This window comes from Amycolatopsis sp. NPDC114503, assembly GCF_055633655.1.
Window position 1 is genome coordinate 164,079 of sequence record NZ_JBVKDT010000003.1, and the last position, 21,584, is coordinate 185,662.

The window sequence follows — 21,584 nt, forward strand, 5'->3', positions numbered from 1 at the left end:
AACTCCATCAAGTCAGAATATTTACAGCTTGAATGTTTCTAGCTTGATGCTTATGGTCGGTGGAAGACCGAGGGAAGGGACCGAAACCGTGCTCGACGACCGACTGCGCCGGCCCGCGCTGCTCCAGACCGTGAACCTGGGCGAGACGAAGGTGTCCTTCGTGCCGGACGGGGCCGTGCAAGGGAATCCGCGCAAATGGCTGCCTGACAGCACTGCCGAGACCTGGGCCGAGCGTCCGGAGTATCTGGACGACGACGGCTACCTCGTCGCGAGTATCGGCGGCCTCCTGGTGGAACGCCACGGCCGGGCACTGCTGATCGACGCCGGATTCGGACCGCAGTCAGTGCCCGCAGTGCCGGGAACCCCGAACGGCGTCCTGTACGGCGGCGCGCTGCTCGACAATCTGGCTGAGCTCGGGCGGAAGCCGGAAGACATCGAGGCGGTGGCGTTCACGCACTTGCACTCGGACCACATCGGCTGGGCTTCGCAGCGCACGGTGTTCGCACAGGCCGAATTTCTGGTGCCGAAGCCGGAATGGGCGCAGCGCGAGGCGTCCGAAGAGATCGACGCGCTGGCACCGCAGGTCCGCACGGTGGAAGACGGCGAGGAGGTGTTTCCCGGCGTGCAGGTTCGCTTCGCGGCCGGGCACACGCCGGGACACGCCGAGTACGTCATCACGGCTGGCGGCCAACGGCTGATCGCGTTCGGCGACGCCGTCCATTCCCCGGTGCAGATCGAAAATCCCGACTGGTCCTGCGTGTACGACCACGATCCGGTCGAAGCAGCCAGCCACCGCCGGAAGCTCGCCGCCGAACTCGCCGAGCCCGGCACCATCGGCTTCGGCAACCACTTCGCCGACGTCGTCTTCGGGCGCGTCCGCGACGGCCGCTGGCATCCGCTCGACCGCTAGGGTCGGACGAATGGCCCGGCTGATCCATCTCAACGGCCCGTCCGGCATCGGGAAATCCACCGTCGCGCGGCGCTACGCCGATCTCCGCCCCGGCGTGCTCGCCCTCGAAGCCGACCAGGTGGTCACGATGATCGGCGGCTGGCGGACCGCGTTCTGGGACACGCTCCCCGCCGCACGACGGCTCGCGCTCGCCATGGCGGAAACGCATCTGCGGGCCGGGTACGACGTGGTCATGCCGCAACTGGTGACGCGCGTCGAGCAGGCCGAGCGGTTCGAGGAAGCAGCCTGCGCGGCAGGCGGCGAGTACCTCGAGATCATGCTCACCGCTCCCCGGCCGCAGGCGAAGACCCGATTCGCCGCGCGCGGGGACCACGCGGCCGCCGACGCGATGGCCGAATTGGGCGGTCCGGTGGTGCTCGACCGGATCCACGACCACGTCGCGGAGTATCTCCCGCTCCGTCCACAGTGCACAGTGCTGGACACCGAACACCTCGACCCGGACGAAACGTGCGCGAGCGTCGCGGCGATCGTTGCCCGCCGAGCAACGGCGGAGGCACCGAGTGCACGGAACGGGGACCAAACGGGAAGCCCGCCGCCCAGGCCGGCCTGAGCGCGGTATATGTCGAGGAGTGCCAGGACACAGAGCCGACGCGGTCCGGCCGCCGCTTGCCGGGCGGACCGCGCGCACCCTCGCCGAGGGCGGGGTGCGCCCGCGGACCGGATCCGAGGCGACAAGGGCCGCTACGGATATCGCGGCTGACCCCAGCACCGTCCCGCTTCGCCGCGGCCGAGAGTTCGCCGGAATCACCACGCCATTCCCCCTCACCGGCCCGGCATTCCTCGCCCCGAACCCGCGCAGGTCCTTCCGGAAGAGACTCCCATGCCCGAACCCACGGACTTCCCCACGCCGCCCTGGCTGCTCAGCGCGACCGACAGCGTCGCCCTGCGCGCCCTCGCCGCGGGCATCCTCGACAGCACGGCCTCCGACCTCGACCTCGCCTATTCCCTCGCGACCCGGCCCCCGCTAGCCCTCCGCGTCCTGGTCCCGGCCGGCGATCGGGCCGCTCTCGAGGCGGTCGCGAGCGGCGAAACGATCGGGCAAGCCGCGTCCGAGCATCCCCGGCTGACCTTCGTCTCCCTCGGCACCGACCTTCCGCATGGACGGGAAACTGAATTCGCGCAACGGTTTCCGCTGTTCGTCGCCACCTTCGACGCAATGTTCGCCGATTATCACGACCGCCTCTTCGCCTTCCAGGCCGCGTTGTGCCGTCTGCTGGAATCCTGGGGTCTCTACCCGGAGGCAGTCGCGCGGCTGACCAAACAGCCCTGGGACGACACCAGCCTCGTCCTGGACCTCACTCCGGCCTCCGTCCAAGACCTCCTCGCCGAGGTCGCCCGGGTGCACACCGCAGGAATCCCGGTGAGCTGGAACGCAGTCTTCGCGGGCCGCGGCGCCCGGCAGGTCGACCTGCCCGCCGAAGCCAGGCTCTACCGTCCGCAGTGGATCCCCGTCCCGGCCAAGCCCGGCGCAGCCGAAATCCTCGAAATCCCGGCCGGCACCGACCTCCGCTCCCTTGACGCGCTCCAGCACCGGGAAGACAGGCTCGTCGTCACCACCAATGCCACCGGACCCGATCCCGACCTCGCGAGCGCCGCGGTCTGGGGTTCGGTCGTTTCGGCCAAGATCCCCGCCGTCGACCTCGACGCGCCAACGCCCGCCGCGAAGATCCTCGACCTCGTCGGCGGCAACACCGAACCCCAGCTCGCCCTTCGCGACGGAGTCCCGCACGCCCTCCGGATCCGCCCCGCCGCGGTCCGGACCGCCCGGCCCATCGATCCGTCCGGCACCGTCCTCGTCACCGGCGGCACCGGCAGAATCGGTGCGCTGCTGGCCGAACACCTCGTCGCCGGGCACGGCGTCCGGCACCTCGTGCTGGCGAGCCGCAGCGGGCCCGCCGCACCCAATGCCGAGCACCTGCAGGACCTCGACGCGGACGTCCGCATCGCCGCCATCGACGCCGCCGACCCGGGACAGGTCGAAAGCCTCATCGCCTCCTGCAACCCGCCGCTCACCGCCGTGATCCACTGCGCCGCCGTCTTCGAGGACGCTGTCCTCGCGGAGCAAACGCCCGAACGCCTCGACCCGGTCCTGCGCGCCAAGGCCGACTCCGCCTGGATCCTCCACGAAGCCACCAAACACCTGCCGCTGTCGGCCTTCGTGCTGTTCTCCTCCGTCGCAGGAGCTCTAGGCGAAGCCGGACAAGCGAACTACGCCGCCGCCAACCGATTCCTCGACGCCCTCGCCGCGCACCGGCACGCGAAAAGCCTGCCAGCCGTGTCGATCGCGTGGGGCCGATGGGATCCCGCGGTCTTCGACGCCGCCCTCGGCAGCGAAGAACCGGTCGTCATCGGCCCCGGCGCCGCCCCGGCCGCGACTGAACGGTCTTGCCCGCCCGAAGGAACCTTCCCCGCACTGCTGACGAATACCCCGGCCGGAAGATGACATCCGTCATCGGGTCTGTCCACTGTGGTCCTGAATACTCACTGGCATGAACAAGATCCGGACCGCCGCCGCGGCCGCCGCCCTCGTCGCAGGATTCTCCGTGCTCGCCCCGGCCGCCGCCGACGCCACGACCTCGCCCCTGACCTTCGGCATCTACCCGGGCGGATACGCGGGAGGCGGCTCCACCACCGGCAAACCCGACAATCCGGCCAAGGTGCGGAAAGCGTTGGCGCAGCTGCAATCCGGGCACAAGCCGTTCCTGCTCCGCGACTACCGCGGCTGCGGCAGCGCCCCTGCCGACGACGAAATGCAGTACCTCGCCCCGGGCCGCCGGCTGGACGTGGTGCTCAGCTACTCCGGCGAAAGCATGCCGGAATGGCAGACCTGCGTGGAAAACACGGTGCACCGCTACGGCCCGGTCGCCGACACGATCTCGGTGACCCTCGAACAGAACGTGCTGCCCAAGCCGAACGGCGACACCGCCTTGGTGCAGGGCGTGATCGCCGGCAAGAAGACCGCCGACCGCGACGGGTTCGACCGGCTGCAGATCGGCTTCGACGAGGTCGCCTTCACCAAGCCGTTCACCCAGTTCTGGCAGCACCTCGCGCAGCTCGGCGGCGCGGAGTTCAGCCGCTCGGTCGGCTTCGTCGGCATCGACCTCTACCCGGACGCCGGGCTGCCCGGCATCCCGCCGCAGTCCGACCTCGCCGGATTCGTCCACCAGACCCTGCACAACGTCCGCACCCAGGAGATGCCGATCGCCGGCCTCGGCGCCGACGTGCCGATCCGCGTGTCGGAGAACGGCTGGGCGACGCACACCGCCGAGCGCACGCCCGCCGACCAGGCCCGTGCGCTCACCACGGAAATCCTGGCGGTCAACCAGGACCGCGTGACGGAAAACGTGGCCAGCTACGAGATGTTCGACCTCCGCGACGACGTCACCGGCTCCCCCAGCCCGTTCGACAACTTCGGCCTGATGACCGACGACTACGCCCCGAAGCCGATGTACTGGCTCTACCGCGGCCTGGTCTCGGCCCTCGGCCGTCATTGAGTTTTTCCGCTTTTGAACGCAAGCCGGGCGCTAGGCGAAGTTTCTCGCCTAGCGCCCGGCTGTATAGGTCGTTATACACTAATCAGCCGACGGAGATGTCGTCCGCGTAGATCGGGCTCTGGCCGTACCAGCCGTGGACGTAGATCGTCACCGCGCCGGAAGCTCCGGTCTTGAACGGCACCGACAGCTTGGTCCAGCCGGTGTTGGACGTCCACGAGCTGGCCGTCGCTCCCCCGCGGACTCCCGCGTAGGCGTATCCGCCCTGCACCCATGCCGTCATCGTGTACGAGCGGTTCGGCGCGAGGGTGAGGTTCTGCGCCGCTTCCCCGGTGGTCGACGCCGTCGGCGACACCTGCAGCGCGTGGCTGCCGGAGTGCACCGGCGAGGACACGATCGTCCCCCCGGTCCACGGGCTCAGCGCACCGGTCTCGAAGTTGCCGTTGACGACGCTGCCGGTCGGGCTGGTTCCGTTGACGGTCAAGGTGTACGTGGCGGTGTGGCTGCCGCCGCCCGCCACCGAACCGGTGATGGTCAGCGGGTAGACGCCCGGCTGAGTCGCGGCCGTCGTGGCAATCGACAGGTTCGCGCTCTCCCCCGCCTTGACCGTGGCCGGGCTGACCGAGGCAGTCACGCCGCCCGGCGCACCGCTCACGGCAAGGGAAACCTGCTGCGCCGTACCGGAAGTCACCGCGGTGGTCACCTTCCCGGTCGCCGAGCCGCCCGGGTCGACCGAAGCCGAGGCGGGGCTGGCCGACACCGAGAAGTCGTTGCCCGGCACCGGAGTTCCGCCGGTGAACGGGGCGAACGTGTGGCTGAAGTACCACTTGTCCTGCGGGATGCCGGAACAGGTGTCCTGCGCGCCGGTGCCCGGGCAGGTGCCGTTGTCCCGCTGCAGCGCCCAGAACGACAGCATGTTGATGCCCTTGGACACGGCCCAGTTGTAGACCGTGACCGCGTCGGCCGTGGTGAAGGTTTCGGCCGCGCCGAAGTCGTCGATGCCCGGCATCTCGGTGATGCCGACCATCCCCCACAGCTGGTCCTGCGACTTGTCCGGGTACAGCGACGCCAGCTGCGACACCAGCCCGGCGGCGGCGGTCTGCGTGTCCTGAGCCATGTTGTGGGTCGCGTTGTCGTAGTAGTCGAAGGTCATCAGGTTGACCACGTCGACCTTGGCCCCGTTGGAAACCGCGTTCTGCAGGACGCCCAGCGCGCTGGTGAGGCCGCTCGTGGTGGTCGGCAGCGTGTAGGAGATCTGCAGCGAGCGCCCGTTGGCCGCGGCCCAGTCCTGGACTTTCTTGATCGCCTTGTTCCGGCGGTCGACGCCCGCCGAGTTGGTCAGCGAGTTGTCCTCGATGTCCATGTCGAGGCGCGGCACGTCGTAGGTGGTGATCAGCGATTCGTACGCCGCCGCGATCTGGTCGACGTTCGTGCAGCTGTCGGCGATTTCGGTGGCGTTGTGGTCCGCGGTGTAGCCGCCGAACGACGGGATCACGTCCCCGCCGCGCGAGCGGATGGTGCGGAAGTCCGCGCCGAACGACGAATCCGCCACCGGCAGGCTCGCGTCGCCGTTCCAGAGCACGGTGCACGAACCCGAGGAGGCGGTCTGCAGGAAGGCCATCGTCAGGTGCTTGACGCCGGCTTCCTGGGCCATCGCGGCCGGGCTCTGGCCGTTCCAGGATTCGAAGTAGGGCGCGAAAACGTGGCTGGGCAGCGGCGTCGCGGCGTGCGCCGGGGCCGCGGTGGCGACCAGCACGCCGAGCGGAGCCGCGGCGGCGGCCAGGACAGCGGACAATCGTGACAAGTGACTTCTTCGTCGCATGCGGGGCTCCAGTGCCGAAAAAGGGGCCGTGCGGCGGCGGCGCACGGCCGGAACCTTCTCAGAATTGGACTGGACCAGTCACCCGTCAAGGTCTAGACCACTAATGCGGCCGAACGGCCGGGTCGGATCGTCGGGCGCCACCGGGGCCCGGTGGTCCGGTCTCGTGAGTGCCTGTTCCGGTTCCAACCGGCACAAACACTCACGAGACCCACTGGTCAGCCCACCTGTTCCCTGGCCGGAGCGGGCGCGCCGAGCGCGAACGTCGTCGACCGCGTGGTCAGCGAAATCAAGGCCGCGGCCAGCGTCGACACCGCCAGGAAGCCGAACGCCGCGGCGAACCCGAACCTGTCCGCGAGCCAGCCCATCACCAGCGGCGCGAGCACGCCGGCGAGCTGTCCGCCGGTGTTGACCAGGCCCATCCCCGCGCCGACCAGATCGCGCGGCAGCACGCGCAACGGCAGGCCGACGATGCCGATCGAGGCGAGGCCGCTGATGAACATCGCGACGGTCTGCAGCACGGTGAACCCGGTCGCCGAATCCGACAGCAGCATCGCGACCAGCACCCCGGCCGCGGCGACGAGCGCGGGCACCACGAGCCAGCGCGGCCTGCGGTCGAAATACCGGCTCATCAGCCAGCCGCCGATCAGCACCGCCGCCGCGCTGACCAGCTGCGGGATCGCCGCCGAGATCCCCGCCGCGACCAGCGACAGGCCCTTCGTCTCGACCAGGTACGACGGGACCCAGGTGATCATCCCGTAGGCGAGCATGTTGAAACAGGCGAACATCGCCGCGCAGCGGATCACCAGCCGGTTGCGCAGCACCTGCGACACCGGCACCTTCACCGGGGCGACGCGCGCCTCGGGTTCGGTCAGCTCGCGCGGCAGCGGCGCCGGCAGCAACCGCCACAGCAAGAGCCCGACGACCAGCCCGGCCACCGCGACGATCCAGAACGTGTGCCGCCAGCCAGCGGCGACCACCAGCGGCGCGACCAGCAGCGGCCCGAGCCCGGCTCCGACCGAGTTGGACGCCAGCAACAGCCCCGCACCGCGGCTTCGGCCTTCCTGCGTCGTCCGTTCGGCAAGCGCCTTGAAGGCCGCGCCAGGGAAGAGCGCCTGCGCGAACCCGAACGCCGCGCGCAGCACGAGCAGCACCACCAGCCCCGGCGCGAATCCGGTGGCGGCGGTGAACACCGACCACGCCACCAGGGAAATCACCAGCAACGGCCGCGCGCCCACGCGGTCCGCGAGCAGGCCGCCGGGCATCTGCCCGAGCAGGTAAGCGATCGCGAACGCGGAAACGACCAGGCCCTGCGTGGTCTTGGAAAGCCCGAACTCGGCGCCGATCAGCGGCAGCGCGACCGCGATCATGACGCGGTCGATGTAGTCGATGATGAAGACGCCGACCAGCAGCGCCAACGTGGTCCGTTCGGTCCGCCGTACGACCGGGGCGGAACTGCGAATGCTCACCGTCGGATCCTCCTTGATTCGGCGACGCCGCATTGTCCGGTCATGGACCCCCTCCGCGGCTTCGTCGGATTCGCCGAATCCCGGGCCCGAGCGTCAGCGGATCCGACGAAAAGGCGGTTTCGCCGAGGTACGGACGCCGGGAAACCGGCGGCCGGAACCGGCCGTTCGGCACCGGGAGACGCCGTCGTTCCCTACGCTGGCGAAGCTGACATCCGCGAGCGCGCAGGGACGGTGGGCATGGCCGAGGGGCGACCGGGCACGATGATCGGCGGCCGTTACCGGCTGATCGGCGAACTCGGTTCCGGCGGTTTCGGGCGGGTGTGGCGAGCCCACGACGAAACTCTCGACGTGACCGTCGCGGTGAAGGAGATGCGGCTGCCGCCGTCGTCCAGCGACGCCGAGCAGGCCGACCGGCTCAAGCGGGCCGAGCGGGAGGCCCGGCACGCGGCCCGGCTGCGCGACCATCCGAACATCGTGGCCGTGCACGACGTCGTGGTCGAGGACGGCGTCCCGTGGATCGTGATGCGCCTGGTCGACGGGCAGACCTTGGCCGACCGCCTCGCCGGCGGCCCGCTCTCCCCCGAGCAGGCGCGACCGGTCGCCGCGGCGCTGGTGGACGCGCTCGGCGCCGCGCACGACGCGGACATCGCGCACCGGGACGTCAAACCCGGCAACGTTCTGCTGACCGGGAGCGGCCAGGTGCTGCTCGCCGATTTCGGCATCGCCACTCACGACGCCGACACCCAGCTGACCTCCACCGGCATGTTCATCGGCTCGGTCGAGCACACCGCCCCGGAACGATTGGAAGGCCACGGCCGCGGTGCGGTCAGCGACCTGTTCTCGCTCGGGGCCACCCTCTATCACGCCGTCGAGGGCGTCTCCCCGTTCGGCCGCGACACCGCGAAGGCGACGATGGCCGCCATCCTCTTCGAAGAGCCTCCGCCGCCTCGCCGCGCGGGCGCGCTGACCGGCCTCATCACCGGCTTGCTGGAGAAGGATCCCGACCGGCGGCCCTCCTTCCCCGAGGCCCGCCGGCTGGCCGCCGCGACAGGCTCGGCTCCCCGCGACACCCTCGTCGAGACCGGCTCACAGCCGACACGGCGCCACCGCGGGCCGAAGACACCGCACGAGGGCGGGACTCCCCGCGGGTTCCTCGCCGGGGCAATCCTGCTGGCTTTCGGCCTGGTCATGGCCGCCGCCTTCACCGCGGCCACTCTTTCGGGCTCCATGCACGCTTCCAACCAGGGAGAAGCCGTCGTCGCCTCCGTGCTGTTCGGCGGCGGGATCGCTTCTTTCGTGGGAGTCGGCGCGTACAACTTGCCGCGCAAACATCCCAAGGCGATCGGCCTCAGCGCCGGCCTGGTCACGTTCGTTGTGTTGTTGGCTCTATGGCTGCCGAATTTCGCGATCAGGTGAGCCTGGTCCCCAGCTGGGCCTGAACGCCAACGGCGGGGCCGGTCGCCCCAGCCCCGCCGTATAGGTCGTTATACACCCAGCTTACGCGCCCGCGAGCCCCCGCCGCTTCAGCAGCGGCTCGATCTCCGGCGCGCGGCCGCGGAAGGTCGCGAACGCCTCCATCGGGTCGACGCTGCCGCCGAGGCCCAGCAGGGTCGACCGGAAGTGGTCGCCGTTTTCGCGCTTCAGGCCGCCGTTCTCGGTGAACCACTCGACGGTGTCCGCGTCGAGCACCTCGCTCCAGATGTAGGAGTAGTACCCGGCGCTGTAGCCGCCCGAGAAGACGTGGTTGAAGTACGTCGTCCGGTAGCGCGGCGGGACGCTTTCCAGTGCCACGCCCGCCTTCTCCAGCGCCTCGGCCTCGAACCGCTGCACGTCCTCCACCCGGTCGTCCGGGCCGAGGCGGTGCCACGCGAGGTCGAGCAGCGCGGCGGCGAGGTACTCGGTCGTGCGGAAGCCTTCGCCGTACTGCTGCGCGGCCTCCAGCAGTTCGACCTGCCCGGCCGGCAGCGGCTCCCCCGTCTCGTGGTGCTTGGCGTAGTTGGCCAGGATTTCCGGCCAGAACATCCACATCTCGTTGACCTGCGACGGGTACTCGACGAAGTCGCGCGGCACGTTGGTGCCGGTGAAGGCCGGGAACTCGACGCCGGACAGCAGCGAGTGCAGCGCGTGCCCGAACTCGTGGAACGCCGTGCGCACCTCGTCGAGCGAGAGCAGGGTCGGCTCCCCCTCGCGCGGCTTGGTCACGTTCAGCACGTTGACCACCACCGTGCGCCGCCCGAGCAGCCGCGACTGGTCCACGAAGTTGTTCATCCACGCGCCGCCGCGCTTGGAGTCGCGGGTGTAGTAGTCCATCAGGAACAGGCCGAGCCCGCTGCCGTCGGCGTCGAAGACCTCGAAGATCCGCACCTGCGGGTGGTACTTCGGCAGGTCGTTCCGCTCGGTGAAAGTCAAGCCGTACAACCGGTTCGCGGCCACGAACACACCGTCGTGCAGCACCCGGTCCAGTTCGAAGTACGGCCGCAGCGCCGCGCTGTCCAGCTGGAACCGCTCGCGCTCCACCTTCGCGGCGTAGAACGCCCAGTCCCACGGCTGCAGCGTCGCGCCCGGCACGTCGGCTTCCAGCAGCTTCTGCAGTTCCGCGGCCTCGGTGCGCGCGTTCGCGACCGCGACCGGCGCGAGGCGCTCCAGCAGTCCGCCGGCGGCCTCGACCGTTTTCGCCGTCTCGTCCGCGATCACGTACGCCGCGTGGTTCGGGTAGCCCAGCAGCGCGGCCCGCTCGGCCCGCAGCCGCGTGATCTCCTCGACGATCGCGTTGTTGTCGTAGTCGTTTCCGCGGTTGCCTCGCGACACCGAAGCGGTGAAGACGCGCTCGCGCACCGAGCGGTTCTCCAGCGACGCCACAGCCGCCTGCGCGGTGGGCAGCGTCAGGGTCAGCACGTACTTGCCTTCGAGACCGCGCTCGGCCGCCGTCTGCGCCGCCGCCGCGATCGCGCTTTCGCCGAGCCCGGCCAGCTCCGCGGCGTCGTCGAGCACGACGGCGAGTTCGTTGGTGTCCCGCAACAGGTTCTGCGAAAAACGGGTCTGCAGCGTCGAAAGCTGCTCGTTCAGCGCGCGCAGCTTCGCCTGGTCGGCCTCGGGCAGCCCGGCTCCGGCCCGGCTGAAGTCGGTGTAGCGGCGCTCCAGCAGCCGCAGCGCCTCGGCGCTCAACCCCAGCTCGGCCCGCTTCTGGTACAGCGCGTCGATGCGCGCGAACAGCCGCGGGTTCAGGTGGATCGCGTCCTCGTGCGCGGCCAGCTTCGGAGCCAGCTCGGCCTGGATCTCCTGGACCTCGTCGGTCGCGTTCGAGCCCGAGATGTTGAAGAACGTGCCGGACACCCGCGTCAGCAGCGCTCCGGCCCGCTCCAGCGCCGCGATCGTGTTCTCGAAGGTCGGCTCGGCCGGGTCGTCGGCGATCCGCTCCACGTCGGCGGCGTGCTCCGCGAGACCGGCCTCGAAGGCGGGCCGGTAGTGCTCGTCGGCGATCCGGTCGAACGGCGGCAGCTCGTACGGCAGGTCGCTGGGGACGGCGAACGGGTTGTCCGGGGAAATCATTCGGGTTTGCGCTCCTGGTTCTCCACAGGGTTCTCCGCGTGGTTCCGCCCACCCTACGGGGTTTGGCATCCGACGGAAGGACTGTCGATCGTCAGCGGCCCGTGCTTCCGCCCACGACCGCGTCGCTGGAACCCTTCTTGGCGCGGCCGCGTTTCTTCGGCGGCGGCGGCACGATCCCGGCCAGATCGCCGCCGTGCTCGTTCACCCGGAGCACGAACGGCCGCGTTTCGGTGTAGCGGACGACCGACACCGCGGCCGGGTCCACGACGATCCGCTGGAAAGCGTCGAGATGCTGGCCCAGCGCGTCGGCCAGGATCGACTTGATCACGTCGCCGTGGCTGCACACCACCCACACCGCGTGGTCGCCGTGCTCGGCGGTGATCCGGGCGTCGTGCGCGCGGATCGCGGCGACCGCGCGCGCCTGCATCTCGGCGAGCCCTTCCCCGCCCGGGAAGACCGCCGCCGACGGGTGCGCCTGCACCACGCGCCACAGCGGTTCCTTCACCAGGTTCTTGAGCTCCCGGCCGGTCCACTCGCCGTAGTCCACTTCGGACAGCCGCGGTTCGACGACCTTTTCCAGGCCCTGCGCGGCGGCCAGCGGCGCGACGGTCTGCTTGCAGCGCAGCATCGGCGACACCACCAGCTCGGCCACCGGCACCCCGGCGAAACGCTCGACGAGGGCGGCGGCCTGTGCCCGGCCGGTGTCGTCCAGCCCGACCTTCGGCGTGCGCCCGGCGAGGACGCCCGAGCCGTTGGCCGTGGACTTTCCGTGCCGGAGCAAGATGACCGTACTCACGACGCCACCCTAACCGGTGACCATTGGGTTCAGCCCCCGGCGGGTCCCGCGTTCGGGTCGAGCACCCCGCCGAAGACCAGGCCGAACAAGACGACGCCGAGCACGACGCGATAGATCACGAAGGGCACGAAGCTGCGCTTCTTGATGTAGGCCATCAGCCACGCGATCACCAGGTAACCGACGCCGAAGGCGACCAGCGTGGCCAGGATCGTCGGGCCCCACTGCGCGTTCTCGCCGTTCTTGCCGATGTCGGTGAGCTTGTACAGCCCCGAGCCGAACACCGCGGGCACCGCGAGCAGGAACGAGTACTCCGCGGCTTCCGAACGGGTGTAGCCCATCAGCAGACCGGCGCTCGTCGTGCCGCCCGAGCGCGAGACGCCCGGGATCAGCGCGAGCGCCTGCGCGAAGCCGTACACCAGGCCGTGCGGCACGTTCAGGTGGTCGAGCGTCCGCTGCTGCTTCGCGGTGCGGTCGGCGAACAGCAGGATCAGGCCGAAGACGATCAGCGTCGTCGCGGTGATCCGCAGGTCGCGGAACGCGCGGTCGATCTCGTCCTGCAGGAGCAGGCCGAGCACGACGATGGGCAGCGAGCCGACGATGATCAGCCAGCCGAGCCGAGCGTCCGGGTCGCGCCGCCAGTCCGGGCGGTAGAGGGAAAAGAACCAGGCGCGCAGGATCCGGCCGATCTTCGGCCCGAAGTAGAGGATCACCGCCAGCTCGGTGCCGATCTGGGTGACCGCGGTGAACGCCGCGCCCGGATCGTCCCAGCCCGACAGCGCCGCGACGATCCGCACGTGCGCGCTCGAGGAGATCGGCAGGAACTCCGTGAGCCCCTGCACCAGCCCCAGCACCAGGGCCTCGAACCATCCCATCAGGCCGCTCCCGCCGGTTCGCCCGCCCGCACGGGGCGCAGTCCGATTCGCACGGTCGGGAACCTATCGGGTGGTTCCCGAGGGTTCCCGCGAGGGCGCCGGTGCGACACGAGGTCACCTTCGTCCGTCGGCGGGGGGTGCGCCCACTAGGCTCGGCGGTCGTGGAAAAGCGACAGCTCGGCCGGTCGGGACTGCGGATATCGCGGATGGCCCTCGGCACCATGACGTGGGGCGGCGACACCGATCCGGACGAGGCGGCCAGCCAGCTGGTCGCGTTCGTCGACGCGGGCGGCACGCTCGTGGACACCGCCGACCTGTACGCCGGCGGCGAGGCCGAGCGGATGCTCGGCGAACTGCTGTCGGACCTGGTCCCGCGCGAGGACATCGTGCTGGCCACCAAGACTGTCGCCCGCCGCGGAGACGGCCCGTTCGGCGGCGGGGCCTCGCGCGGCGCGCTGCTGTCCGCGCTCGAAGGCTCGCTGCAGCGGCTGCGCACCGACCACATCGACCTGTGGCAGCTGCACGCGTGGGACTCCTGCGTGCCGATCGAGGAAACGCTGTCCGCGCTCGATTACGCGGTGACGAGCGGCAAAGTCCGCTACGTGGGCGTTTCCAACTACGCGGGCTGGCAGCTCGCCACGGCCGCCTCGCTCGCCACGGTGCCGCTCGTTTCCGGGCAGTTCGAGTACTCGTTGCTGGAACGCGGCATCGAACGCGAAGCCGTCCCGGCCGCGGCGCACCACGGGATCGGCGTGCTGCCGTGGGCGCCGCTCGGCCGCGGCGTCCTCACCGGGAAGTACCGCACCGGCACGCCCGCGGACTCGCGCGGCGCGTCCGCCGAGTACGCCGGATACGTCGAACACCACCGCACCGAACGCGCCGCGCGGATCGTGCAGGCCGTCGTGACCGCCGCCGAAGGGCTCGGCACGTCGCCGCTCGCGGTGGCGCTCGCCTGGGTCCGGGACCGGCCCGGCGTCGCCGCCCCGGTCGTCGGGGCGCGCGACACCGGCCAGCTCACCGGGTCGCTCGCCTCCGAGGACCTGACGCTCCCGCCCGCGATCCGCAGCGCGCTGGACGACGTCAGCAGCGTCGAGTTCGGCTATCCGGAACGGGGCACCCGGTGAGCCGCCGGTGTCGAGTCGGTGACACGGGCGTGACGGTTCGGCGTTCGGAGAGGATGCTGGAGGGATCTGTTCGCCGGAGCTTTGCCGGAGGTTTCAAGGTGCGTCGGCTCACCGCCGCGTCGCGGATCGCGATCCCGCTGGCCGGTGCGCTCGCGCTGTCGGCCTGCTCGTCCTCGGCCGAGCCGAAGGACAACCTGCAGGTCGTGGCCAATCCGACGGCCGCGAAACCGGCCGTCTCCCCCGCCCGCGCGGTGCCGCCGGCCGGGCAGGTGCTGCCGATGCCGGTGGTGTCCGCGATCGCGACCGACCAGCAGAGCCACACTCTCGTCGTGGCTCTCTCGCAGCCGCCTGAGCTGCGGCTATACGACCTCGGCGCACTCGGTGCCCCGAAGAAAACCGTCGCTCTGCCCGGTCCGGCGGAATCGCTCAGCGTGTCCGGAGGCCAGGCGCTCGCCGGAGTCCCGGGCAAGGGCGTGCTCGCCCGCGTCGCGCTGCCGAGCGGGCAGCTGACCGCCGAGAAGGTCGCCGGACAGCCCGCCGCCGGGACCGCTGACGGGCCGGACACGCTCGTCGCGGTCCGCGACCGCAAGGCCGTCGAGGTGCTGAACAACGGCTCCGTGGCGAAAACCATCACCGGACAGCTCTACAGCGCCGACGACGTGGTCAACACCGGCAACGGCGTCGTCGTCCTCGACCGGCTGCGCACCGCCGTGTTCAGCGTGGACGTCCAAGCCGGAACCATGGACGAAGGCCTGCGCGCGGGCGACGGCGCGGCCAACGCGATCGCCGATTCGTACGGCCGCGTGCTGGTCACCGACGCGCGCGCGGGCGCGCTGCTCGCGTTCTCCACCAACCCGCTGATCCTCCGCCAGCGCTACCCGGTTCCGGGCGGCGCGTACGGCATCGCCTACGACGCGAAACGCAGCCTGGCGTGGATCACCCTGACCGCCCGCAACGAGGTCGTCGGCTACGACGTCCGCGGCGGAGAGCCCGTCGAGAAGTACCGATTCCCGACCGTGCGCCAGCCGGACACGGTGGGCGTCGACGACCAGAGCGGCCGCGTGTTCGTCGGCTCGGCCGCGGGAGAAGGGACCCAGGTGATCCAGCCATGACGACAGTCGACGAGGCGGTGGTCGAAGGGGATTGGGAGTATCGCCGCCTGCGCCTCCCCCCGGCGGTCTCCCGGCGCGCGGCGATGATCCAGCTCTCCATCCACGCGGAGTTCGCGGGCTGGGAACTGCGCACGGTCCGGCTCTATGCCGACGGGACGCGGAGGATTTGGCTGCGCCGCAAGCGATCGGCGGCCGACCACTCGTCGGGGCTCGCCACCTGACCTGGTTAGCTGTCCCTTATGCGTAAATTGGTCTACCTCGTCGCGTCCACTCTCGACGGTTTCATCGCCGCGCCGTCCCGGGAGGACCCGACCGGCTCGGTGTTCCCCTTCGAAGGCGACCACGCCGAGCCGCTGATCCGCGAGTACCCGGAGATGGTGCCGGCGCACGCCCGGTCCGCGCTCGGCGTCGAGGACGTCCCGCACCGGCATTTCGACACCGTCGTGGAGGGCCGGGTCTCCTACCGGATGGCCGTGGACCTCGGTGTCGCGGACGCCTACACGCACCTGCGGCACTACGTCTTCTCCCGCACCATGACCGAGGCTCCCGGCCCTGCCGTGCAGCTGGTCGGCACCGACCCGGTCGAGAAGATCCGGGAGCTGAAGAAGGAAGACGGCAAGGACATCTGGCTGTGCGGCGGCGGCGCGCTCGCCGGTGCGCTGCGCGACGAAGTGGACGAGATCCACCTCAAGCTGAACCCGGTCGTCCTCGGTTCCGGTGCGCCGTTGTTCGACGCCGAGTTCTCGGTGGACCGCTACAAGCTGGCGGAGAGCCGGATCTTCGGCAGCGGCGTCGCCTTGCTGCGGTACGTCCGCGCCTGAGCCCTCGTGAACGACGTCGCCGAACTGACGGAGCGGATCTGGCGCACGGACGCCTCCAGCATGCTGGGGGCGCTCAGCCGTCGGCTCGGCGACTTCGATCGCGCCGAGGAAGCGCTGGCGGAAGCGATCGCCGAGGCGCTCAAGCGCTGGCCCGGCGAAGGAGTGCCGTCCAGTCCCACCGGATGGCTGGTCACGACGGGCTGGCGCAAGGCAGTCGACCGCCTTCGCCGGGACGCGGCCGGCCGGGAAAAAGCCGTCCGGGCGGCGGCGGAACCGCCGCCGGAACCGGGGTCCGACGACCGGCTGGCGATGATTTTCGCGTGCTGCCACCCGGATTTGCCGGAACCGGTGCAGGTCGCGCTGACGCTGTATGCCGCGAGCGGGTTGACCACCGCCGAGATCGCCGCCGCGTTTCTGGTGCCGTTGCCGACGATGGCGCAACGGCTTTCACGGGCCAAACGGCTGTTGCGGGAACGCGGCGTCGGATTCGAACCGCCGCAGCCGCACGAGTACGCCGACCGGCTGCCAGCCGTCCTCGCAGTGGTCTATTTGGTGTTCAACGAGGGTTATCTCGCCAGCGGCGATTCGGCGCGGCGGCAGGAATTGGCGAGCGAGGGAGTCGAGCTGGCCCGGCAGCTCGCCGATGTGCTGCCTCGCGAACCGGAAGCCGCCGGACTGGCCGCGTTGCTGGAGCTGCAGCACGCGCGCGTCGCGGCACGGTTCGACGCACAGGGCCAGATCGTGGTGCTGGAACGGCAGGATCGGCGGCTGTGGGACGGTCCGGCAATTCAGCGTGCGGTGCTGCGGTTGCGCGAGGCAGTGCGGCTTGGCCAGCCCGGGCCTTACCAAACCCGGGCTGGCATCGCCGCGATGCACGCCGTCACCGCCAGTTTCGAGGACACCGACTGGGGTGCCGTGCGGGCGATGTACGACCGGCTCTCCCTGCTCGACCCGTCGCCGGTGGTGTTGCTGAACCGGGCGGTGGCTACCCGGTACGCCGTCGGCCCGGCTCCGGCGCTTGCGGAGGTCGACGCGCTCCACCAGCAGTTGTCCGGCTATCGGCTGTGGCACGCCGCTCGGGCCGATCTGCTTGCGGCGCTCGGCAGACCGGCCGAGGCGCTGGCGTCGGCGGAGCGGGCGCTCGAGCTTGCGGCGAATCCGGCCGAACGCGAGCTGATGGCGCGTCGCGTGGACGAGCTCGCCGTCCGGCGGTAGCCGTCATTCCTCCTCGCGGCTCGTCACCGGCCGGACCTCCACCGCGCTCACGCCCGGACCCAGCGGCCAGCTCGCCGCGACCTCGACCGCCTCGTCGATATCGGCGCATTCCAGCAGGATCACCGAACCGACGACCTCCTTCAGCTCCACATACGGCCCGTCGGTGACCACCGGTTTCCCGTTGGCCCCGGCCCGCACCGTTTTCGCCGTCTCCCGGGGCTGCAGTTCAACGCCGCTGCCCACCTTGCCGGTCGGCTGCCAGCGCTCGAACCAGGCGTAGATCCGCTTCATCTGGTCCTCCTCGTCCGACGGGGACAAGGCGGTCCATTCGCGGTCGTCGCCGCAGATCAGCATCGCGTACTGCACGGTTTCTCCTCCTGGCCGGATGACACTCTCGACCGGATGACGAACGGGCTGCACCGGTTTTCGACACCGCTCAGCTGAGCGCGGCCATCCACTCCGCCCACTTCGCTTCCTCCGCCGCCACGTCGACGTCCGGCGCGACGAGGTGGTGCGTCGCCACCAGCGGGCCGCGGAAGCCCTGCATGAAACAGAAAAGCCCCTCGCCAGTGCGGATCCCAGCGGTCTGGTCGTTCACCGCGTAGACCACTCCGTCGGCCCCGGCCAGCCGGACTTGCGCGCCGACGGTCAACGCTTCGACGCCCACTTCCTTGGCCAGCGCGGCCCACAACGCAGGCCAGTCCGAGATCACCGCCGGCCCGAACGCGGTGACCGGCGTCGCCGTCCGGCCTGGGAAATACCGCACGAACTCCACCAAGTTGCGGAAGAACAGCGCACCGCCCGCCTGCATGGCCTCGAACTCGTCCGCCCAGTCGTCTCCGGCCAGGAAGCCGCTCGTGACGCAGCGGATCACCGAGCTGCCGCCGTCGCGGCCCTCGACGAGGAATTCGTAGGCGATCCGGCGTCCGTCCGGCGCGGGTTCTCCGCCGTAGGCCAGCCGGTTCGGCGGGTCCCAGGCGGTGATCGCGTGCGTCGGCTCGTAGGCGGCGAACGCTCCGCGCACCGCGCCGCCCACTCCGCCTTCGACCTCGTTGCGGCCCATGAACCAGGAGTCGATGCCCGGCCCGGTCGCGATCGCCGCCCAGACCTGCTCCGGTTCTACCGGGACCTCGGCGACGTCGATCTCCCGGAATTCCTTACCCATCCTCGTTTTCCTCCCCCGTCGGCACGCTCGGGTGCACCGCCAGCACCACCCGGTGCACGCGGCCGTTCTCGGCCTTTTCGTCGTGGTACTTCCCCACCAGCGCGGTCACCGCGGTCGCCAGTTCCTCCGCGAACGCGGCGCGGTCGGCAGCCGAGGCGAATCGGACCTCGCCGTCGAGAGCGAAGGTGGCGACGCGCTTTTTCGCTTTCGCCGCACCGGTGATCAGGATTCCGACGTCGCGCACCAACCGTCCCGCGACCGCCAGCAGCCAGCGCGCGGACAGCCGGTCCGGAGACTGCGCCGGGTCGGGCTGCACGGCCGCGAGCGCGGACGGCGAGATCACGTACGACGAGGCGGTCGCCTGCATCATCCGCTCGGTGACGTTGCCCTTGCGCCGCTCCTCGACCAGCTCCACGAGCCCGTGCTTTTCCAGCGCGCGCAGGTGGTAGTTCACTTTCTGCCTCGGCAGGTCGACGCGGGCGGCCAGCATCGTCGCCGAGGCAGGCTGCGCCAGTTCGGCCAGCAGCCGGGCGCGGACCGGGTCCAGCGACACCTCGGCCGCGGCCGCGTCCTCGATCACCGCAACGGGAAACATGCGTCCCATCGTGCTTTCGAACACTCAGATTGTCAAGACAGGTTTTGTTGTCGGTGGACCTCGTTGACGACCGAGGCGATCCGCGGGACGACCTGCGCGGCGGCCTCGAGCGGGACGACGTGCCCCACGCCGGGCAGCACCACCGCGTATCCCTGGGCGAGCCCGCGGACGAACTGCTCGACGTCGGCGGGCGCGACGATCCGGTCCCGCTCCCCCACGATCGCCGTCACCGGCAGGTCGCCGACCAGCGTCAACGCCGCTTCGCGCGCGTAGGCGTCGAGCGCGGGCCGGAACTGCGCGATCGTGTGCGGCCAATTGCCGCGGATCATCTTGACGGTCAGCTCGACGAGGTCCGGGTCGGGATCGTCGCCGAACAACCACCAGCGCAGCCCGGCGCTCACCGCGCGGCTGGTGTGCTCGCGGACCAGGCCGTACAGCTTCGCGCCCAGCACCATTTCCAGGTCCTGCGCGAGCTTTCCGAGCGCGTTGGGCCAAGCCGCGGACGCCTCGGTGGCAATCCGCCCGGACGACGTCGACAGCAGCACCAGCCCGCCGACGCGCGCGGCGAACAGCTCCGGATGCCGCTGGGTCAGCGACATGACCGCGAGCCCGCCCATGTCGTGTCCGACCAGCACGACGCGACCGTGCGGGACGGCCTGCTCGATCACCTCGGCGAGGTCGTCGGCGAGCTTGCCCATCGTCGCGGTGCCGCGCGCGGCCCGGCCGGATTCGCCGTGGCCGCGGTGGTCGTAGCTGATCACGGCGAGCGGATGCTCGACCGCTTCCGGCAGCACCGGCGCGATCCGGCTCCAGCTGCGCTGGTCGAGCGCGTAGCCGTGCAGCAGCACGACGGTCACGGCCGCCGCCGGGTCGCCCCTGCGCACGAGGTGCAGGGGCGTGCCGTCGGCGAGCCGGAACTCTGGCATGTCAGGACGAGCGGAGGAACCGGTCCAGCACGCGGACGCCGAACTTCAGCGCGTCGACCGGGACGCGCTCGTCGACGCCGTGGAAGAGGCCGGAGAAGTCGAGATCGGCGGGCAGTTTCAGCGGCGCGAACCCGAAGTTGCGGATGCCGAGCTGCTGGAAAGACTTCGCGTCGGTGCCGCCGGAGAGCATGTACGGCAGGGTGCGCGCGCCCGGGTCCTCGGCGAGCACCGCGGCGGTCATGGCGTCGACGAGCGCGCCGTCGAACGTCGTCTCGACCGGCGGCAGTTCCATCCATTCCTTTTCGATGTCCGGGCCGAGCAGCTCGTCCAGCTCGCGGTCGAACGCCTCGATCCGGCCGGGCAGGATGCGGCAGTCGACAGCGGCCTCGGCGACCGACGGGATCACGTTCGACTTGTAGCCGGCGGTGAGCATCGTCGGGTTCGCGGTGTCGCGCAGAGTCGCGCCGATCATCCGGGAGATGTTGCCCAGCTTGGCGACCGAGCCCTCGAGATCGTCCTCGGGGAAGTCCCAGCCGGTGATCTCGGTGACGCCGGCGAGGAACTCGCGCACGGAATCGGTCAGCACCAACGGGAACTGGTGCGTGCCGAGCTTCGCGACCGCCTCGGACAGCTTCGTGACGGCGTTGTCGCGGTGGATCATCGACCCGTGGCCCGCGGTGCCGCGCACGCGCAGCTTCATCCAGCGGATGCCCTTCTCGGCCGTCTCGATCACGTACGCGCGGACGTTGTCCTTCAACGTGATCGAGAAGCCGCCGACCTCGCTGATCGCCTCGGTGACGCCCTCGAACAGCTCCGGCCGGTGCTCGACCAGCCACTGCGCGCCGAACTTGCCGCCCGCCTCCTCGTCGGCGACGAACAGGAACACGAGATCGCGCGGGGGGACGATATTGTTGATCTTGTAGTGCCGGGCCAGGGCCAGCGTCATGCCGACCATGTCCTTCATGTCGACCGCGCCGCGCCCCCACACGTAGCCGTCCTGGACCGCGCCGGAGAACGGGTGCACCGACCATTCGGCCGGGTCCGCCGGGACCACGTCGAGGTGGCCGTGGATCAGCAGCGCACCGCGGCTGCGGTCCGCCCCCGGCAGCCGCACGAGGACGTTGTGCCGGTCCTTGCCGCCGGACTCGACGTAGGTGATCTCGTCGTATCCGGCGTCGGTCAGCTTCTCCGCGACGTACTCGGCCGCGACCCGCTCGCCCACGAGGGTTTCGGGGTCGCCGGTGTTGGTGGTGTCGATGCGGATCAGCTCGCTGGTAAGCGTGACAGCCTCGTCCGCGGCGGCGTCGATCAAGTTCGGTTGGGTCACCGGCCATTCCTATCATCCGCCGCGAGAGGACGCCGTCGTCCCGGCGAGTGGAACCGGGCACCGGGCGCGGCGAAAGGGTCAACACGGCGGCTGGCGCGTGATCCCAGGTCAACCCGCATCGCGAGCCGTGCCTTGGCATGCAGCTTGACGAGTTTGTCGAGAAGGTCGATGACCTCGTCGAGAAGGCGAGCCCGCGCGGTCGCGTCCGGCTCGTGCTCGGCCGACCTGAGCATCCGGTAGGCGACGGTCAGCTGCCGGTTCATCCCTTTCTCCGCAGCCAGCACCTCGTCGCTCGCCGTCATCTGCGCCTCGGCCCGGGTGTCGCGCTGGGCG

The 21,584-nt window shown here is 70.4% G+C and carries 21 protein-coding genes; 10 read left to right on the forward strand and 11 right to left on the reverse strand.

Annotated elements, in window-relative coordinates; genetic code table 11:
• The first annotated feature begins 88 nt into the window (after nucleotides 1-88).
• The 4 genes from ACZ7OI_RS13450 to ACZ7OI_RS13465 all read left to right on the forward strand — a co-directional run bounded on the left by ACZ7OI_RS13450 (nucleotide 89) and on the right by ACZ7OI_RS13465 (nucleotide 4,464).
• Nucleotides 89-910 (forward strand): MBL fold metallo-hydrolase, encoded by an 822-nt coding sequence (locus ACZ7OI_RS13450; RefSeq protein ID WP_470264468.1) that lies wholly within the window; start codon nucleotides 89-91, stop codon nucleotides 908-910.
• Between the two features lie 10 nt (nucleotides 911-920).
• A complete protein-coding gene (locus ACZ7OI_RS13455) occupies nucleotides 921-1,520 on the forward strand; it encodes a P-loop nucleotide/nucleoside kinase family protein (RefSeq protein WP_470264469.1) in 600 nt (199 codons plus the stop codon).
• Nucleotides 1,521-1,790: 270 nt separating this feature from the next.
• On the forward strand, nucleotides 1,791-3,413 hold the full coding sequence (locus ACZ7OI_RS13460; RefSeq protein WP_470264470.1) for a beta-ketoacyl reductase: 1,623 nt from the start codon (nucleotides 1,791-1,793) through the stop codon (nucleotides 3,411-3,413).
• 46 nt (nucleotides 3,414-3,459) lie between these two features.
• A complete protein-coding gene (locus ACZ7OI_RS13465) occupies nucleotides 3,460-4,464 on the forward strand; it encodes a hypothetical protein (RefSeq protein WP_470264471.1) in 1,005 nt (334 codons plus the stop codon).
• An 82-nt stretch (nucleotides 4,465-4,546) separates the two neighbouring features.
• Here the strand turns inward: ACZ7OI_RS13465 and ACZ7OI_RS13470 are convergent, their stop codons facing one another.
• A complete protein-coding gene (locus tag ACZ7OI_RS13470) occupies nucleotides 4,547-6,265 on the reverse strand; it encodes a glycosyl hydrolase family 18 protein (protein ID WP_470264472.1) in 1,719 nt (572 codons plus the stop codon).
• Between the two features lie 233 nt (nucleotides 6,266-6,498).
• Complete coding sequence (locus tag ACZ7OI_RS13475) at nucleotides 6,499-7,749, reverse strand: MFS transporter (protein WP_470264473.1); 1,251 nt, start codon at nucleotides 7,747-7,749, stop codon at nucleotides 6,499-6,501.
• Nucleotides 7,750-7,986: 237 nt separating this feature from the next.
• Between ACZ7OI_RS13475 and ACZ7OI_RS13480 the strand changes: the two genes are divergently transcribed.
• Nucleotides 7,987-9,165, forward strand: coding sequence for a serine/threonine-protein kinase (locus ACZ7OI_RS13480; protein WP_470264474.1), 1,179 nt, complete (start codon nucleotides 7,987-7,989; stop codon nucleotides 9,163-9,165).
• A gap of 81 nt (nucleotides 9,166-9,246) precedes the next feature.
• Here the strand turns inward: ACZ7OI_RS13480 and ACZ7OI_RS13485 are convergent, their stop codons facing one another.
• From ACZ7OI_RS13485 to ACZ7OI_RS13495, 3 genes are all read right to left on the reverse strand, one after another.
• The gene (locus tag ACZ7OI_RS13485; RefSeq protein ID WP_470264475.1) at nucleotides 9,247-11,298 is read right to left on the reverse strand and encodes a M3 family metallopeptidase; all 2,052 of its coding nucleotides are present in this window, start codon (nucleotides 11,296-11,298) and stop codon (nucleotides 9,247-9,249) included.
• 91 nt (nucleotides 11,299-11,389) lie between these two features.
• Nucleotides 11,390-12,094, reverse strand: coding sequence for a histidine phosphatase family protein (locus ACZ7OI_RS13490; protein ID WP_470264476.1), 705 nt, complete (start codon nucleotides 12,092-12,094; stop codon nucleotides 11,390-11,392).
• Between the two features lie 29 nt (nucleotides 12,095-12,123).
• Nucleotides 12,124-12,966: an undecaprenyl-diphosphate phosphatase gene (locus tag ACZ7OI_RS13495; RefSeq protein ID WP_470264477.1), complete on the reverse strand. Its 843-nt coding sequence runs from the start codon at nucleotides 12,964-12,966 to the stop codon at nucleotides 12,124-12,126.
• 161 nt (nucleotides 12,967-13,127) lie between these two features.
• Here ACZ7OI_RS13495 and ACZ7OI_RS13500 point away from each other — a divergent pair, with 161 nt between their 5' ends.
• The 5 genes from ACZ7OI_RS13500 to ACZ7OI_RS13520 all read left to right on the forward strand — a co-directional run bounded on the left by ACZ7OI_RS13500 (nucleotide 13,128) and on the right by ACZ7OI_RS13520 (nucleotide 17,238).
• Nucleotides 13,128-14,090, forward strand: a complete 963-nt coding sequence (locus ACZ7OI_RS13500; protein ID WP_470264478.1) for an aldo/keto reductase — start codon at nucleotides 13,128-13,130, stop codon at nucleotides 14,088-14,090.
• A gap of 98 nt (nucleotides 14,091-14,188) precedes the next feature.
• Nucleotides 14,189-15,202: a YncE family protein gene (locus ACZ7OI_RS13505; RefSeq protein WP_470264479.1), complete on the forward strand. Its 1,014-nt coding sequence runs from the start codon at nucleotides 14,189-14,191 to the stop codon at nucleotides 15,200-15,202.
• Nucleotides 15,199-15,423 (forward strand): DUF5703 family protein, encoded by a 225-nt coding sequence (locus ACZ7OI_RS13510; protein WP_470229381.1) that lies wholly within the window; start codon nucleotides 15,199-15,201, stop codon nucleotides 15,421-15,423. Before ACZ7OI_RS13505 ends, ACZ7OI_RS13510 begins: the two co-directional genes overlap by 4 nt.
• An 18-nt stretch (nucleotides 15,424-15,441) precedes the next feature.
• Complete coding sequence (locus ACZ7OI_RS13515; RefSeq protein WP_470264480.1) at nucleotides 15,442-16,023, forward strand: dihydrofolate reductase family protein; 582 nt, start codon at nucleotides 15,442-15,444, stop codon at nucleotides 16,021-16,023.
• Between the two features lie 6 nt (nucleotides 16,024-16,029).
• Nucleotides 16,030-17,238, forward strand: a complete 1,209-nt coding sequence (locus tag ACZ7OI_RS13520) for an RNA polymerase sigma factor (protein WP_470264481.1) — start codon at nucleotides 16,030-16,032, stop codon at nucleotides 17,236-17,238.
• A gap of 3 nt (nucleotides 17,239-17,241) precedes the next feature.
• Here the strand turns inward: ACZ7OI_RS13520 and ACZ7OI_RS13525 are convergent, their stop codons facing one another.
• The 6 genes from ACZ7OI_RS13525 to ACZ7OI_RS13550 all read right to left on the reverse strand — a co-directional run bounded on the left by ACZ7OI_RS13525 (nucleotide 17,242) and on the right by ACZ7OI_RS13550 (nucleotide 21,553).
• Nucleotides 17,242-17,604, reverse strand: coding sequence for a YciI family protein (locus ACZ7OI_RS13525; RefSeq protein WP_470264482.1), 363 nt, complete (start codon nucleotides 17,602-17,604; stop codon nucleotides 17,242-17,244).
• 70 nt (nucleotides 17,605-17,674) lie between these two features.
• Entirely contained in the window at nucleotides 17,675-18,403 is a 729-nt protein-coding gene (locus ACZ7OI_RS13530) for an SRPBCC family protein (protein WP_470264483.1), read from the reverse strand.
• Nucleotides 18,396-18,998 carry a winged helix-turn-helix domain-containing protein gene (locus ACZ7OI_RS13535; protein ID WP_470264484.1) on the reverse strand — a complete coding sequence of 201 codons (603 nt, stop codon included), beginning with the start codon at nucleotides 18,996-18,998 and terminating at the stop codon, nucleotides 18,396-18,398. The genes ACZ7OI_RS13530 and ACZ7OI_RS13535 overlap by 8 nt, the downstream gene beginning before the upstream one ends.
• A gap of 32 nt (nucleotides 18,999-19,030) precedes the next feature.
• The gene (locus ACZ7OI_RS13540; protein WP_470264485.1) at nucleotides 19,031-19,924 is read right to left on the reverse strand and encodes an alpha/beta fold hydrolase; all 894 of its coding nucleotides are present in this window, start codon (nucleotides 19,922-19,924) and stop codon (nucleotides 19,031-19,033) included.
• A 1-nt stretch (nucleotide 19,925) separates the two neighbouring features.
• Nucleotides 19,926-21,251: a M20/M25/M40 family metallo-hydrolase gene (locus ACZ7OI_RS13545; RefSeq protein ID WP_470264486.1), complete on the reverse strand. Its 1,326-nt coding sequence runs from the start codon at nucleotides 21,249-21,251 to the stop codon at nucleotides 19,926-19,928.
• Nucleotides 21,248-21,553 (reverse strand): hypothetical protein, encoded by a 306-nt coding sequence (locus ACZ7OI_RS13550; protein ID WP_470264487.1) that lies wholly within the window; start codon nucleotides 21,551-21,553, stop codon nucleotides 21,248-21,250. The genes ACZ7OI_RS13545 and ACZ7OI_RS13550 overlap by 4 nt, the downstream gene beginning before the upstream one ends.
• Nucleotides 21,554-21,584 lie beyond the last annotated feature (31 nt).